Annotated in this window: 14 protein-coding genes; 4 read left to right on the forward strand and 10 right to left on the reverse strand. The window is 59.9% G+C overall.

The window, feature by feature from the left end; genetic code table 11:
- The first annotated feature begins 112 nt into the window (after positions 1-112).
- The gene (gene tcdA, locus J3P85_RS05270; RefSeq protein WP_434705127.1) at positions 113-931 is read left to right on the forward strand and encodes a tRNA cyclic N6-threonylcarbamoyladenosine(37) synthase TcdA; all 819 of its coding nucleotides are present in this window, start codon (positions 113-115) and stop codon (positions 929-931) included.
- 126 nt (positions 932-1,057) lie between these two features.
- Here the strand turns inward: tcdA and J3P85_RS05275 are convergent, their stop codons facing one another.
- The 5 genes from J3P85_RS05275 to J3P85_RS05295 all read right to left on the reverse strand — a co-directional run bounded on the left by J3P85_RS05275 (position 1,058) and on the right by J3P85_RS05295 (position 4,996).
- Positions 1,058-1,462, reverse strand: coding sequence for a SufE family protein (locus J3P85_RS05275; RefSeq protein WP_434705128.1), 405 nt, complete (start codon positions 1,460-1,462; stop codon positions 1,058-1,060).
- The gene (locus J3P85_RS05280) at positions 1,459-2,664 is read right to left on the reverse strand and encodes an aminotransferase class V-fold PLP-dependent enzyme (RefSeq protein WP_434705129.1); all 1,206 of its coding nucleotides are present in this window, start codon (positions 2,662-2,664) and stop codon (positions 1,459-1,461) included. The genes J3P85_RS05275 and J3P85_RS05280 overlap by 4 nt, the downstream gene beginning before the upstream one ends.
- Before the next feature lie 176 nt (positions 2,665-2,840).
- Positions 2,841-3,875, reverse strand: a complete 1,035-nt coding sequence (gene dapD, locus J3P85_RS05285) for a 2,3,4,5-tetrahydropyridine-2,6-dicarboxylate N-succinyltransferase (protein WP_186705492.1) — start codon at positions 3,873-3,875, stop codon at positions 2,841-2,843.
- Between the two features lie 32 nt (positions 3,876-3,907).
- Positions 3,908-4,216: an arsenate reductase gene (locus J3P85_RS05290; RefSeq protein ID WP_250965972.1), complete on the reverse strand. Its 309-nt coding sequence runs from the start codon at positions 4,214-4,216 to the stop codon at positions 3,908-3,910.
- 384 nt (positions 4,217-4,600) lie between these two features.
- Positions 4,601-4,996, reverse strand: a complete 396-nt coding sequence (locus J3P85_RS05295) for a type II toxin-antitoxin system PemK/MazF family toxin (protein WP_434705130.1) — start codon at positions 4,994-4,996, stop codon at positions 4,601-4,603.
- 605 nt (positions 4,997-5,601) lie between these two features.
- Between J3P85_RS05295 and J3P85_RS05300 the strand changes: the two genes are divergently transcribed.
- The gene (locus J3P85_RS05300; protein ID WP_434609816.1) at positions 5,602-5,964 is read left to right on the forward strand and encodes a DUF6124 family protein; all 363 of its coding nucleotides are present in this window, start codon (positions 5,602-5,604) and stop codon (positions 5,962-5,964) included.
- 375 nt (positions 5,965-6,339) lie between these two features.
- Here J3P85_RS05300 and J3P85_RS05305 read toward each other — a convergent pair whose 3' ends face one another.
- The 5 genes from J3P85_RS05305 to map all read right to left on the reverse strand — a co-directional run bounded on the left by J3P85_RS05305 (position 6,340) and on the right by map (position 12,027).
- Positions 6,340-6,642: an XRE family transcriptional regulator gene (locus tag J3P85_RS05305; RefSeq protein ID WP_057448352.1), complete on the reverse strand. Its 303-nt coding sequence runs from the start codon at positions 6,640-6,642 to the stop codon at positions 6,340-6,342.
- A gap of 10 nt (positions 6,643-6,652) precedes the next feature.
- Positions 6,653-6,994 (reverse strand): type II toxin-antitoxin system RelE/ParE family toxin, encoded by a 342-nt coding sequence (locus tag J3P85_RS05310; RefSeq protein WP_434705131.1) that lies wholly within the window; start codon positions 6,992-6,994, stop codon positions 6,653-6,655.
- Between the two features lie 158 nt (positions 6,995-7,152).
- The gene (dapC, locus tag J3P85_RS05315; protein WP_181289171.1) at positions 7,153-8,352 is read right to left on the reverse strand and encodes a succinyldiaminopimelate transaminase; all 1,200 of its coding nucleotides are present in this window, start codon (positions 8,350-8,352) and stop codon (positions 7,153-7,155) included.
- A 136-nt stretch (positions 8,353-8,488) separates the two neighbouring features.
- Positions 8,489-11,191 (reverse strand): [protein-PII] uridylyltransferase, encoded by a 2,703-nt coding sequence (locus tag J3P85_RS05320; RefSeq protein ID WP_411386605.1) that lies wholly within the window; start codon positions 11,189-11,191, stop codon positions 8,489-8,491.
- 53 nt (positions 11,192-11,244) lie between these two features.
- Positions 11,245-12,027, reverse strand: a complete 783-nt coding sequence (gene map, locus J3P85_RS05325; protein WP_053118843.1) for a type I methionyl aminopeptidase — start codon at positions 12,025-12,027, stop codon at positions 11,245-11,247.
- Between the two features lie 375 nt (positions 12,028-12,402).
- On the opposite strand from map, the gene rpsB reads away from it, so the two are divergent.
- Together rpsB and tsf are read left to right on the forward strand one after the other, a co-directional pair.
- On the forward strand, positions 12,403-13,140 hold the full coding sequence (rpsB, locus tag J3P85_RS05330) for a 30S ribosomal protein S2 (RefSeq protein ID WP_003198231.1): 738 nt from the start codon (positions 12,403-12,405) through the stop codon (positions 13,138-13,140).
- A gap of 195 nt (positions 13,141-13,335) precedes the next feature.
- Positions 13,336-14,199, forward strand: coding sequence for a translation elongation factor Ts (gene tsf / locus J3P85_RS05335; protein ID WP_024619613.1), 864 nt, complete (start codon positions 13,336-13,338; stop codon positions 14,197-14,199).
- Positions 14,200-14,398 lie beyond the last annotated feature (199 nt).

Below are 14,398 nucleotides of genomic sequence, written 5' to 3' on the forward strand. Positions count from 1 at the left end.
GACGCCATCGCGAGCAAGCTCGCTCCCACAAGGGGAAATTGGTGGGATTCGATTCGCGAACGGCTCGAATTGCCACGGCAAAGCCCTATAATGCGCGCCGGTTTTTGGGGTAATGGTCATGAGTAAAGAAGATCCACGGTTTGCCGGTATCGCCCGTTTGTATGGCATCGAAGGCCTGGAGCGCCTGCGGGCGGCCCATGTGGCGATTGTCGGCGTCGGCGGCGTCGGTTCCTGGGCGGCGGAAGCCGTTGCCCGTTGCGGCGTGGGCGAGATTTCGCTGTTCGACCTGGACGATGTCTGCGTGAGCAACGCGAACCGTCAGTTGCACGCCCTGGACAGCACCGTCGGCAAGCCCAAGGTCGAGGTCATGGCCGAGCGGTTGCGCGGGATCAACCCCGACTGCACGGTGCACGCGGTGGCGGACTTCGTCACCCGCGACACCATGGCCGAGTACATCACGCCGAACATCGATTGCGTGATCGACTGCATCGACAGCGTCAACGCCAAGGCCGCGCTGATCGCCTGGTGCAAGCGCCGCAAGATCCAGATCATCACCACCGGCGGCGCGGGTGGACAGATCGACCCGACACTGATCCAGGTCTGCGACTTGAACCGCACCTTCAACGATCCGCTGGCCTCCAAGGTGCGCTCCACCTTGCGCCGCGACTACGGCTTTTCCCGCACCGTGACCCGCCACTACAGCGTGCCTTGCGTGTTCTCTACCGAACAACTGCGCTACCCGAAGCCGGACGGCAGCATTTGCTTGCAGAAGAGTTTTGTCGGTGACGGCGTCAAGCTCGACTGCGCGGGTGGGTTTGGTGCGGTGATGATGGTCACGGCGACGTTCGGCATGGTCGCGGCGACCAAGGCTGTGGATAAGATTGTGGCGGGTGTGCGACGGCCGGCGGACAGAGTCAAGCCCGGGCAGTAATGCAACGCTGCTCACTAAGGGAGTGGTGAACCTGTGGCGAGGGAGCTTGCTCCCGCTGGACTGCGCAGCAGTCCCCGTTTTCATGAGCGCTTCGCACTCAAGCGGGAGCAAGCTCCCTCGCCACAGTTATTCCGTCAATTCGCGCATCCGCTTAAACACCGCATTCAACCCATTGCTGCGCGACGGCGACAGCTGCCGCGACAACCCCAACTGATTGAACCAATCCGGCAAATCCACCTGCTGCAACTCGTCAGCGGACAAGCCATTGACCCGCGCCAGCAACAACGCCACCAACCCCCGGATCAACCGCGCATCGCTGCTGGCGGAAAACTGCCAGTGCCCGTCGTGCAAGCGACCCACCAACCACACCTGGCTCTCACAGCCGTGGACGAGGTTGGCCTCGCACTGGTCGGCGTCGCTCAGGGGCGGCAGGCGTTCGCCCCATTGCATCAGCAGACGGGCCCGTTGTTCCCAGCCGGAGGCTTCCTGGAAAATCTGCAACGCGGTGAGGGCGTCGGCGGGCAGGCTCATCGCAGCATCTCCAAGGCCTGGTCCAGGGCTTCGAAGAAACGTTCGAGATCGGCGGAGTCGTTGTACAGCGCCAGCGATACCCGAATCGCCCCGGACAGCTTCAAATGCTTGAACAGCGGCATTGCGCAGTGATGCCCGGCGCGCACGGCGATGCCTTGCTCGGTCAGCAGGTGCGCCAGGTCGGCGTTGTGGATACCTTCGACCACGAAGCTGACCAGGGCCAGGCGTGGGTTGCCGACCAGGCGCACGCCGTTGCGCGCCAGCAGGCCGCTAATCAAATAGTCGTGCAACGCTGTTTCATGGTCGATGACCGCTTGCCCGTCGAGACCGGACAGGTAGTCGAGTGTCGCCCCCAGGCCAATCACGCTGGCGATGGGCGGTGTGCCGGCCTCGAAACCCAGCGGCGCCGGGCGGAAGGTGGCGCTGTGGTAATCGGCTTGCTGGACCATTTCGCCGCCAAATTGCCAGTGACGCAGTTTGCTGAGCGCTTCGGTGCGACCGAACAACGCCCCCAGGCCTTCGGGGCCGTACAGCTTGTGACTGGAAAATACATAGAAATCGCAGCCCAGTGCCTCCACATCGTGGCGGCCATGGACGACACCCTGGGCGCCATCGATCACCGTCAGCGCATCTTGCGCCTTGGCCATCGCCAGCAATGCCGGCAATGGCTGCCAGGTGCCGAGGACGTTGGATAACTGGCTCACGGCCAACAAGCGCGTGCGCGGCCCGATCAGCTCGGCGGCGGCATGGGTATCGATCACCCCATCGGCATCCAGCGGCAGCACTACCAGCTTCAACGCGCGACGCTCGGCCAGTTGCTGCCAAGGCAACAGGTTGGCGTGATGCTCCAGGGCGCTGACAACAATTTCATCGCCAGGGTTGAACAGATGTTCCAGTCCGTAGGCGAGCAGGTTCAACGCCGAAGTGGCGCCGTGGGTGAAAATGATCTGTCCGCAGTCCCTCGCGTTGAGCCATTGCGAAACCTTGAGGCGACTGTCTTCGAATGCCTGGGTGGCCAGCGCTCCGGGCAGATGTTGCGCACGGTGCACGTTGGCCGCGCCGTTGGCGTAATAGTGCGTCAGGGCGTCCAGCAGAGCTTGGGGTTTTTGCGTGGTGGCGGCGCTGTCCAGGTAGGTCTGGCCTTGCCGTTGCAGGGCGGCGATGGCCGGGAAGTCGGCGCGCCAAGGGGATTGGATCAACATGCTTTCGGGCCCTGCTGGAGTTACGCCGGACCCTGTGGGAGCTGGCTTTTTATTGTGGGAGCCGAGCTTGCTCGCGATGGCAGCGACACGGTTTACAGCGAGACCGTGTCATCGTTCATCGCGAGCAAGCTCGCTCCCACAAAAAAAGCTCGCCCCCACAGGTGAGGGAGTGAAGCTTAGTTGTGTGCGTGCAATGCTTCGTTCAGCTCGATGGCCGACTTATGCGTCTTGCATTCCACTGCACCGGTTTCGGAGTTGCGGCGGAACAACAGGTCGGGCTGGCCGGCCAGGTCGCGGGCCTTGACCACTTTCACCAGCTGGTTGTTTTCGTCCAGCAGCTTCACTTTGGTGCCGGCGGTCACGTACAGGCCCGACTCCACGGTGTTGCGGTCGCCCAGCGGGATACCGATGCCGGCGTTGGCGCCGATCAGGCAGCCTTCGCCCACCTTGATCACAATGTTGCCGCCGCCCGACAGGGTGCCCATGGTCGAGCAACCGCCGCCCAGGTCCGAGCCTTTGCCGACGAACACGCCCGCCGAGACACGGCCTTCGATCATGCCCGGGCCTTCGGTGCCGGCGTTGAAGTTGACGAAACCTTCGTGCATGACGGTGGTGCCTTCGCCCACATAGGCGCCCAGGCGCAGACGCGCGGCATCGGCGATACGCACGCCGGCCGGGACCACGTAGTCGGTCATTTTCGGGAATTTATCCACCGAGAATACTTCCAGCAGCTCGCCGCGCAGGCGGGCTTCGAGCTGGTGCTCGGCCAGTTCGGCCAGGTCGATCGCGCCCTGGCTGGTCCAGGCCACGTTCGGCAGCAGCGGGAAAATGCCGGCCAGGTTCAGGCCGTGGGGCTTGACCAGGCGATGGGACAGCAGGTGCAGCTTGAGGTAGGCCTCAGGCGTGGAGCTCAGTTGGGCATCTTCGGCCAACAAGGTGGCGACCAGTGGCTTGTGGCTTTCGGCCAGGCGGGTCAGCAGCTTGGCTTGCGCGGCATCGACGTTCCGGAGTGCCTCAGCCAACTGCGAGGCCTGGGCGGTGGTGAAGGTGATGGCCTGGTTGCCTTCGCTGTAGCCCAGGATCGGCGCGATAGCGGCAACGATCTCAGCCGACGGCTTGAGCATCGGCTGTGCGTAGAACACCTCCAGCCAGGCGCCTTCACGGTTTTGGGTGCCGACGCCGAAGGCCAGGCTGAACAGGGTAGTGGACATGAAATTACCTCTACAAAATGGACTGGGCAGGCTTACTTGATCTCTGCCGCATAAATATCTGGCTTGAAGCCAATCAGGGTTCGGTCACCGAGATCGAGCACCGGGCGCTTGATCATCGAGGGTTGGGCGAGCATCAGTTCGATGGCTTTCGTCTGGTCGAGATCGGCTTTGCGTTCGTCGTCGAGTTTGCGAAAGGTCGTACCGGCACGGTTCAACACCACTTGCCAGCCATGCTCGTCGCACCATTGGGTCAGGTGCTCACGGTCGATGCCGGCGCTCTTGTAGTCATGAAAATCGTAGTGCACAGCGTGATCATCGAGCCAGGTGCGCGCCTTTTTCATCGTGTCACAGGCTTTGATGCCGAAAAGGTGCAACGTTTTGCTTGAATCGGTCAAGGAACTGCCCCCTTTGCAGGTGCTGGAAATAAAAGGTGAAGGATTATGCCATGACCGGACGGTTTCGCGGCGGCCCAGGTTGATGCGCTGCAAAACCTGTGGGAGCGAGCTTGCTCGCGATGGCGGTCTTACACCTAACATTGATGTCGGCTGATACACCGCTATCGCGAGCAAGCTCGCTCCCACATGGAGTCGTTGCGACATTGCTACAACGGCCAGACCCATGCTAGGCGGTTAATATGGCACTTCAACGGCGAGCTGTTGCCGGATGTGTAACGCTTATTGCGTTCGGATCGAGGTGAAATCTGGAGTTGATCATTAGAGGCTGGGTCAGAGCGGAAGGTAAGCCTTCACACCGGTGATCACGCCTTGCATGTCTTCAGAGCCCAGGCGAGGAACAAAGTACTCTCGACCCTTGGATCGAGTCTTTCTGTGTAGCTTATCCAGACGTTCAAAACTCACGGTATAGATCATGTCGCACTTTACCCACAGTTCTTTGTAGCCATCGGACTGGAGGGGATTGGTGCGGAGCAGGTGATGCCAGTCCTGCTGAGTCTGTGGCGTTGTGGAGGAAATCGGTACCACGGTACAAAGCTTGCGACTATGTGTGGCAGTGGGGGAGATCACTACCACCTTGCGGATTTTCAACATTTCAGGCGCAACAAAGCCCCGCGTGAAGTCGCAAAGAAGAACATCACCTTGCTTGGGATGGTAATAAAGAGGCATTCCTTATCCTCATGAAAAAGCAAAGCCGCCCGAAGGCGGCTTCAATCGACACGCAGTTGAGCTTGCTTCGCCCTTTCTGCGCCGCTGGGTCAACCCCGAGAGGGACCCAGACTCCTGCCAGCTCTCGCTGGTGACGGGGTCGATTATGGCTACCGGCGATAGCGAATTCAAGCCAGCTTGAACCCTCGTAACAGGGTTAAATGAGGTCTGTCGATGTACAACGTTAGCGAAATCAAAGACTTGGCGTTCGCGGTACGTTTTATGTCTTTTCTTGTCTGAGCAGACAGATTGTCGTCTGTCAGACGCGCCGAAGTTTCCGACAAGTTTTTAAGGTTGTCCGTCGGAAGCGAGGGCTCTAGCCTCTGGGTGTCGCTGCCAATTCAGCGGCCGGACGTGAGAATCCGAACTCCTCTAGGCGCGCTGGCGTCGACCATATAAAGTGCAGGCGCTTTTTCGTCTGCGCATTATGTTATGGCGGCCGTGCGCGGGCATGCTTCGGCATGGCCGGATTCCTAGAGTCTCGGATTCTCACCCCGCGTACGGCTGCCACCCTCCGGTCCGTGAGAAGACTCGGTGGCGGCTCCCAATTCTCTAGGAGCAATAACATGATCAAAGATACGCCTAATCCTCCAAAGCCAGCCTCCACTTTCCCTTACGGCGATTACGCCCCCGAAAAGCTGCAAGAGGCAGCTGACCGTGTGCTGGATCAATATCTCAAGCCTGATGACGACAGCAAGTCAGAACCCAAGCCTTCAGTACAGTTATTCACTGTGGCTGACGGTATCGACACCGAAGTGTTGCTGGCCAACCTCAGCGAAACCCTGGCTTCGGCCAATGCGATGCTCAATGACCTTGCCTTCGATCAGGACGGCTCGCGACGGCATGTAGCGTTGGGGGTGGCGCAGATGATTGAGTTGGGGATGTTGTTGGCGAACAAGTGCCTGGATCGGGTAGAGCTTCGGACTTGATGGAATAAGTGCCGGCCTCATCGCGAGCAAGCTTTGCTCCCACAGGACTTGGTGTCGATCACAGGTGTTGTGACAACACCTACCCACTGTGGGAGCGAGCTTGCTCGCGAAGACGTAGGCCCATCCAACATGAATGCAAGCTGAACCACCGCTTTCGCGAGCAAGCTCGCTCCCACAGGGTATTTGTGGTGTTTACAGATATGGGGGGCGACACCTAGCCCCTGTGGCGAGGGAGCTTGCTCCCGCTGGGCTGCGAAGCGGCCCTGAAACCGGGCAGCGCGATATGTCAGGCAGATTGAGTTGATTGCTTTGGGGCCGCTACGCGGCCCAGCGGGAGCAAGCTCCCTCGCCACAACAGCGCTGAGGCAACAGCGCTTATGCGTGAGCTTCTTCCTGCTCAGGCACCAACCGTACTTCCACCCTCTGACCCAACGCACGCGCTGCGCTGGCAAGTGTAGCCAGCGTCATTCCCGCATCGTTCTGATCCAGCGCACGATCAACAGCAGTGCGACTGGTGTGCATCCGCTGTGCCAAGGCCTTTTTGGTCACTTTCTGAAGCTTCATTGCTTCGGCAATCTGCCAGGCAATAACGCGCTTGAGCGCAGCTGCGGAAACTTCTTCGGCGATACCTTGCTCGGCGAGGAAGTCGTCAAAATCAGATCCGATGTGCTTGTTCATTTGCTGTGCCTCATAGTCTTGCTTTGCGCTGCTTGGCGGTTGCCATGTCGGTGGCTGGAGTCTTCTGACTTTTCTTTATGAAAGCGTGGAGCAGAACCATGTCAGAGCCCACCACAGTGAAGAGAACGCGGGCGATGGTATCTCCAAGGTCAATCCTGACCTCCCATAGCCCAGTGTCCAGCTTGCGAACCACCGGCATACCTATAGGCCAACCAATCTGAACGGTTTTGATGTCAGTCCCGATCATCCGTCTATGCTCGCGAGGCAGGTCAGTCAGCCATTCGCCAACGGGCTCATTCCCGGCGTCGGTGCGGAAGAAACGTACGTTCAGTATGGGGGCAATATCAACCATGAACGGAGTGTACCGAAATAGGTGCATTGCGCAACCCGGATATTACTGAGGATTTGTACAGGGGGATGGTGCGGATGCTGCTGTTGGGGCTGCTACGCAGCCCAGCGGGAGCAAGCTCCCTCGCCACAACAGCGGTCCGCTTTACATCGAGATACCCATCAACCCCGGCGCTGGATGAACGCCCGGATCCGCTCCGCCGCTTCCACGCATTCTGCCAATGGCGCGACCAGGGCCATGCGCACGCGGCCGGCGCCTGGGTTGACGCCGTCCACGTCGCGGGAGAGGTACGAACCCGGCACGACGGTCACGTGCTCCTGTTCGAACAGGTCACGGCAAAACGCTGCGTCGTCGCCCGCCACGTTCGGCCACAGATAGAAGCTGCCATCGGGACGTTGCACGTCCAGCACCGGGCTGAGGATTTCCAGCACGGCGTCGAATTTCTCACGGTACAGCGCGCGGTTGGCGCGCACGTGCACTTCGTCGTTCCACGCGGCAATGCTTGCCAGTTGGGTTTGGACCGGCATCGCGCAGCCGTGGTAGGTGCGATACAGCAGGAAGCCCTTGAGGATGTCCGCGTCGCCGGCCACGAAACCGGAGCGCAGGCCTGGCAGGTTGGAGCGCTTGGAGAGGCTGTGGAAGACCACGCAGCGCTTGAAGTCCTTGCGACCGAGTTCGACGCAAGCGGTGAGCAGCCCCGGCGGCGGGGTCTGTTCGTCAAAATACAATTCGCTGTAGCACTCGTCCGAGGCGATGACGAAGTCATATTCGTCAGCCAGGGCGATGAGCTTCTTCAGCACGTCCACCGGGATCAGCGCACCGGTCGGGTTGCCCGGAGAGCACAGGAACAGGATCTGGCAGCGTTTCCAGACGTCCGGCGAAACGGCATCGAAATCCGGGTTGAAGCCGTTCGCGTCCAGGCACGGCAAGTAGTGTGGCTTGGCCCCGGCCAGGAACGCCGCGCCTTCGTAGATCTGGTAGAACGGGTTCGGGCTGACCACCAAGGCATCGTCGCCCCGGTTGACCACGGTCTGGGTGAAGGCGAACAGGGCCTCACGGGTGCCATTGACCGGCAGCACGTGGCGCGCTGGGTCGAGCCAGCCGTTCGGCACGTTGAAGCGGCGCTCGCACCAACCAGTGATGGCTTCGCGCAGCTCCGGGATGCCGAGGGTAGTCGGGTACACGGCCATCTTTTCCAGATTGCTGGCCAGGGCCTCGGCCACGAAGCTTGGCGAGCGATGCTTGGGCTCGCCGATGGACAGAGCGATTGGGCGCTTGTCCGGGTTGGGCGTGACGCTGCCGAGCAGGGCGCGGAGTTTTTCGAACGGGTAGGGCTGGAGCTGGTTCAGAGCGTTGTTCATTGAGGGCCTCGTCAATGTGGGCGCGGTCCTTGTGGGAGCGAGCTTGCTCGCGATAGCGGTGGCTCAGGCAACATCAATCTGGATGTTCCGACGCCATCGCGAGCAAGCTCGCTCCCACAGGGGGAAATTTGTTGATTCAGATACTGATGCGTGTCAGGTGGGCATCAGGTTCCTGGTTGACGCTCAAGTGCTGCACGATCGCTTCCTGCAAGCGGCTGCACAGCTGCGGATCGGACAACGGCTGGTTGTGAGCGTCGGTAATGAAAAATACGTCTTCCACCCGTTCGCCGAGGGTGGCGATCTTGGCGTTTTGCAGCGACAGGTCGAACTCCAGGAAGATATGGCCGACCCGCGCCAGCAGGCCCGGGCGATCCGGCGCGCTGAGTTCCAACACCGTGACCTGGCGCTGGGCGTCGTTGTGGATCGTCACCTGGGGCGCAAAGGCGAAATGCTTGAGCTGGCGCGGCACCCGGCGCTGGATGATGGTCGGGTAGTCCGCCGGGTTGCGCAGGGCCTCGGTGAGACCGTCGCGAATCTGCTTGACCCGCGCCGGGTTGTCGCCAATCGAGTCGCCGTCGGTGTCGAGCACGATGTAGGTGTCGAGGGTGAATTGACTGGTGGACGTAATGACCCGGGCGTCATGAATGTTGAGGTTGAGCTGGTCCATCGCCGCCACCGTCACCGCGAAGAAGTCGTGCTGGTCCGGGGCATAGATGAAGATCTGCGTACCGCCCTCGAACTCACGCTGGGTGGTTTCCTTGATCAGCACCAGCGGCCCGCCATCGGCCGGTTGCTGCAGGATCGCGTCGCTATGCCAGGCCACGTCGCCGGCGGTGTGGCGCAGGAAGTAATCATCGCCCAATTGCGACCAGAGCTGCTCGACATCGTCCGGGTCGGTGCCGCCGCGGACCAGGATGTCCAGGGCTGCGCTTTGGGTACGACGGATCTGCTCTTCGCGGTCCACCGGGTTTTCCAGGCCGCGGCGCAAGGCCCGCTTGGTCTCGGTGTAGAGCTGGCGCAACAGGCTGGCGCGCCAGGAGTTCCACAGGGTCGGATTGGTGGCGTTGATATCGGCGACGGTCAGCACATAGAGATAATCCAGGCGGATTTCGTCGCCAACGGTCTGGGCGAAGTCATGGATGACCTGCGGATCGGACAAGTCCTTGCGCTGGGCGGTGGTCGACATCACCAAATGGTTCTGCACCAGCCAGACAATCAGCCGGCTGTCCCACAGGGGCAGTTGATGGCGCTGGCAGAACGCCTCGGCGTCCACCGCGCCGATCTCGGAGTGATCGCCCTGGCGGCCCTTGCCGATGTCGTGGTACAGCCCGGCCATGTAGATCAGCTCGGGCTTGGGCAGCTTGCCCATGAGCTTGCTGGCCAGTGGGAATTTCTCCGACACCTGGGTGTACTGCAACTTACGCAGGTGCTTGATCAGGTTCAACGTGTGGGCATCGACCGTATAAATGTGGAACAGGTCGTGCTGCATCTGCCCGACGATGAAGCCGAACTCCGGCAGGTAGCGCCCGAGGATCCCGTAGCGGTTCATCCGGCGCAGGTTGCGGTGCACGCCGATCTTGCATTTGAACAGCTCGATGAACAGGCTGGTGTTGCGGATGTCGTGACGGAAATCTTCATCGATCAGATGACGGTTTTCCCGCAGCAGGCGGATGGTATCGGCGCGTACACCCTTGATTTCCGGCTGCTGGGCCATGAGCACGAAAATCTCGAGCATGGCGAAGGGCGTGCGGCGAAACACGTTGGCGTTACGCGCTTCGATGTAGCCGTCGTGCAACTGAAAACGTGAGTTGATCGGCAGCGGCGGTTCTTCATCCTCGGGGGCGAGGATGACTTCCTCGAAGTGCTGGATGATCAGTTCGCTGAGCTGGGCGATGCTCATCACTACCCGGTAGTACTGCTGCATGAAGTTTTCGATGGACTGCTTGGCGTCCTGCCCCTCGAAACCCAGCAGTCCGGCGATGGAGCGCTGGTGATCGAACAGCAGGCGGTCCTCGGAGCGCCCGGCGAGCATGTGCAGGGCGTAGCGGACCTTCCACAGGAATTCCTGGGACGAGGCCAGCAAGGCGTTTTCGCTTTCCACCAGGAAACCTTCCCCGGCCAGGGCGCGCAGGTTCAGCGTGCCGTACTGGCGGCGGGCGACCCACAGGATCGTCTGGATGTCCCGCAGCCCGCCGGGCGAGCCCTTGACGTTGGGTTCCAGGTTGTATTCGGTGTCGTTGTACTTGTGGTGACGGGCCTTCTGCTCGGCGTGCTTGGCCAGGAAAAAGTCCTTGCTTGGCCACATGTGCGCCGTGCTGGTGACATCGAGCATGCGCTGGCGCAGGTGCTCGGGGCCGGCAACGGTGCGGCTTTCCATCAGGTTGGTGATCACTGTCAGGTCGGCGCGGGCCTCGTCGGCGCATTCCTGCACCGAACGCACGCTTTGGCCGACTTCCAGGCCGATGTCCCACAACAGCGTCAGGAAGCGCTCGATGGAGTCGCGGAAAATTTCATGATCGGCGCTGTCCAGCAGGATCAGCAGGTCGATGTCGGAGTAGGGGTGCAGCTCGCCGCGCCCATAGCCGCCCACCGCCACCAGGGCGATGTCGGCATCCTCGCTCCAATCGAACTGCTCCCAGGCCTTTTGCAGGATGTTATCGACAAACCAGGCGCGGTCCTCGATCAGCCGACGAATGTCCCGGCCATTGCGAAAGCGCTGGTCGAGCACTTCGTGGGCCTGGCGGATGGCCTTCTTGAATGCCGAGATGGGGCTTGCCTTCAGGGCCAGTTCAGCCTGGAACTGGCCGCGGTCGAAGAGTTCGGGATCCACCTGCGGCATTGAATGGCTTTCCTTTCTATCTATATCTGTTGGATCTATAGGCTGGGTACGGATCAGGCGGAAACGCGCGCGATGGTGTCATCGCTGCGCAGGGTGAAGATTTCGTAGCCGGTCTCGGTGACCAGCAGGGTGTGTTCCCACTGGGCCGACAACTTGCGGTCCTTGGTGATGGCGGTCCAGCCGTCGCCCAGCACCTTGGTGTCGGCGCGGCCCTGGTTGATCATCGGCTCGATGGTGAAGGTCATGCCCGCCTGCAGTTCCATGCCGGTGCCGGCGCGGCCGTAGTGCAGGATCTGCGGTTCTTCGTGGAACACCTTGCCGATGCCGTGGCCGCAGAACTCGCGCACCACCGAGAAACCGTTCTTCTGCGCATGCTTCTGGATCACTTCGCCGATGTCGCCCAGGCGGCAGCCCGGTTTCACCAGTTCGATGGCCATGTACATGCATTCCTGGGTGACCTTGGACAGGCGCTGGGCCCACTCCGGTACGTTGCCGACATGGAACATGCGGCTGGTGTCGCCGTGATAGCCGTCCTTGATGACGGTGACGTCGATGTTCAGGGTGTCGCCATCCTTCAACGGTTTTTCGTTGGGGATGCCGTGGCAGACCACGTGGTTGATCGACGTGCAGATCGACTTCGGGAAGCCTTTATAGTTGAGCGGGGCGGGGATGGCTTTCTGCTCGTTGACGATGTAGTCGTGGCAGATGCGGTCCAGCTCTTCGGTGGTCACGCCCGGCTTGACGTAGTCGGCGATCATCTCCAGCACTTCGGCGGCGAGTTTGCCGGCGACACGCATTTTGGCGATGTCCTCGGGCGTCTTGAGGGTAACGGTCATACAGGCTCTCTCTGCGCCCGACGGCGCTGTTCAAAACGAAATGGGCGGCGGATGATGACTCGCGTGGCCCTGAAAGAGGCGATTCTAACAGACGATCAGCGCAAATCCGCGCCCACATGCATCGCTTCTCTCTATAAGGGTGTGCATCCATGGCCCATGAAAGGGCTTTGGCAGGGGCGCTTCACCGGGATTTCAGAATCCGTGTTCCGTTTTCGCCCTTGCTGTGGTATAAAATGCGCCGCTTTCCGGGGATGACCCCGTAAGCTTAAATCCACACACGTGTCGACACGATGACCTGGGTGCCTTCGGCTTATATAGCCGCTGGTTGGTCATTGGGATACGTGGAGGCCAAACCCGACTTATCAAGGAACTATCATGTCCCAAGTCAACATGCGCGATATGCTGAAGGCCGGTGTGCACTTCGGTCACCAGACCCGTTACTGGAACCCGAAAATGGGCAAGTACATTTTCGGCGCGCGTAACAAGATCCACATCATCAACCTTGAAAAAACCCTGCCGATGTTCAACGAAGCACTGACCTTCGTAGAGCGCCTGGCCCAGGGCAAAAACAAGATTCTGTTCGTCGGCACCAAGCGTTCCGCTGGCAAGATCGTTGCTGAAGAAGCAGCACGTTGCGGTTCGCCGTACGTCGATCACCGCTGGTTGGGCGGCATGCTGACCAACTTCAAGACCATTCGCGCTTCCATCAAGCGTCTGCGTGACCTTGAAGTCCAGTCCGAAGACGGTACTTTCGCCAAGCTGACCAAGAAAGAAGCGCTGATGCGCACTCGCGATCTTGAGAAGCTGGACCGCTCCCTGGGCGGTATCAAGGACATGGGCGGTCTGCCTGACGCACTGTTCGTGATCGACGTTGACCACGAGCGCATCGCGATCACCGAAGCCAACAAGCTCGGTATCCCGGTCATCGGCGTTGTCGACACCAACAGCAGCCCGGAAGGCGTTGACTACATCATCCCAGGCAACGATGACGCCATCCGCGCCATCCAGCTGTACATGGGTTCGATGGCTGACGCTGTAATCCGTGGTCGCAACAATGTTAACGGCGGCACCGAAGTCTTCGCTGAAGAAGCTCCGGCAGCAGCCGCTGAGTAATCGACGCCCCTGGCGTTGACTCAGTAAGCAAAAAGGGGGCTTGGCCCCCTTTTTGCCACCTCGAAAACCATTTGCCGCCAGCGCAGTGACTTGTTTGTAACCTGCCGTGGCCTATAAGCAGTGGTTTTCCAGGAAGAATTGATCGCCCGTTCGATCGGGTGGAATGGTTGAAAACCTATCCAAGAGGATTTTGAAATGGCAGAGATTACTGCAGCGTTGGTCAAAGAACTGCGCGAGCGTACCGGCGAAGGCATGATGGATTGCAAGAAAGCCTTGACCAAGGCTGGCGGCGACATCGAAAAAGCCATTGATGACATGCGTGCTTCGGGCGCCATCAAGGCTGCCAAGAAAGCTGGCAACATTGCCGCTGAAGGCGCTATCGGTATCAAGGATGACGGTAAAGCTGCCGTTATCATCGAAGTCAACTCGCAGACTGACTTCCTGGCCCTGCAAGACGACTTCAAGGCATTCGTTGCCGCCAGCGTCGAAAAAGCATTCGCCGACAAACTGACCGACGCAGCTCCGCTGATCGCCGCTCAGGAATCGGCTCGTGAGGCCCTGGTTGCCAAAGTAGGCGAAAACGTCAACATCCGTCGTCTGGTTCGTGTTGAAGGTGATGTTGTCGGTTCTTACCTGCACGGCAACAAGATCGGTGTTGTTGTGGCCCTCAAAGGCGGCAACGTCGAGCTGGCCAAGGACATCGCAATGCACGTCGCTGCCAGCAACCCTGAGTTCCTGCTGCCGTCGGAAGTTTCCGCTGATGCCATCGAGCGCGAAAAAGCCGTGTTCATGCAGCTCAACGAAGACAAGATCAAAGGCAAGCCTGCCGAAATCGTTGAAAAAATGGTTGCCGGTCGTATCACCAAGTTCCTGGCTGAAGCCAGTCTGGTTGAGCAGGCGTTCGTCAAGAACCCTGAAATCAAGGTCGGTGAACTGGCCAAGAAAGGCGGCGCTGAAATCGTTTCCTTCACTTACTTCAAAGTGGGCGAAGGCATCGAGAAGCCAGTAGACAACTTCGCTGAAGAAGTGGCTGCTCAGCTGGCTGCCAGCAAGCAATAAGACAGTTTGTATAACTGTCGCCCAGAAGAGGCTGCCCGCTTAACGCGCGCAGCCTCTTTTTGGATGAGGATGCCGATTTATATTGGTTTCCTGTCGGAACTGGCTTACAAAGCCGTGTTCCGATGGCGCTGTGTCAGCGTCAAGCTAGAGTGAACGCAGGCTGAAAACAGTCTGCAAAGAATTTTGAAAATACGCCGCA

Origin of the sequence: Pseudomonas sp. Z1-12, assembly GCF_051132015.1 — a bacterium.
Lineage (GTDB): Bacteria > Pseudomonadota > Gammaproteobacteria > Pseudomonadales > Pseudomonadaceae > Aquipseudomonas > Aquipseudomonas zanjanensis.

Coding starts and splice junctions, on each gene's coding strand:
- tcdA (WP_434705127.1), top strand. CDS start 113: ATGGTCATGAGTAAAGAAGATCCACGGTTTGCCGGTATCGCCCGTTTG.
- J3P85_RS05275 (WP_434705128.1), bottom strand. CDS start 1,462: ATGAGCCTGCCCGCCGACGCCCTCACCGCGTTGCAGATTTTCCAGGAA.
- J3P85_RS05280 (WP_434705129.1), bottom strand. CDS start 2,664: ATGTTGATCCAATCCCCTTGGCGCGCCGACTTCCCGGCCATCGCCGCC.
- dapD (WP_186705492.1), bottom strand. CDS start 3,875: ATGTCCACTACCCTGTTCAGCCTGGCCTTCGGCGTCGGCACCCAAAAC.
- J3P85_RS05290 (WP_250965972.1), bottom strand. CDS start 4,216: ATGAAAAAGGCGCGCACCTGGCTCGATGATCACGCTGTGCACTACGAT.
- J3P85_RS05295 (WP_434705130.1), bottom strand. CDS start 4,996: ATGCCTCTTTATTACCATCCCAAGCAAGGTGATGTTCTTCTTTGCGAC.
- J3P85_RS05300 (WP_434609816.1), top strand. CDS start 5,602: ATGATCAAAGATACGCCTAATCCTCCAAAGCCAGCCTCCACTTTCCCT.
- J3P85_RS05305 (WP_057448352.1), bottom strand. CDS start 6,642: ATGAACAAGCACATCGGATCTGATTTTGACGACTTCCTCGCCGAGCAA.
- J3P85_RS05310 (WP_434705131.1), bottom strand. CDS start 6,994: ATGGTTGATATTGCCCCCATACTGAACGTACGTTTCTTCCGCACCGAC.
- dapC (WP_181289171.1), bottom strand. CDS start 8,352: ATGAACAACGCTCTGAACCAGCTCCAGCCCTACCCGTTCGAAAAACTC.
- J3P85_RS05320 (WP_411386605.1), bottom strand. CDS start 11,191: ATGCCGCAGGTGGATCCCGAACTCTTCGACCGCGGCCAGTTCCAGGCT.
- map (WP_053118843.1), bottom strand. CDS start 12,027: ATGACCGTTACCCTCAAGACGCCCGAGGACATCGCCAAAATGCGTGTC.
- rpsB (WP_003198231.1), top strand. CDS start 12,403: ATGTCCCAAGTCAACATGCGCGATATGCTGAAGGCCGGTGTGCACTTC.
- tsf (WP_024619613.1), top strand. CDS start 13,336: ATGGCAGAGATTACTGCAGCGTTGGTCAAAGAACTGCGCGAGCGTACC.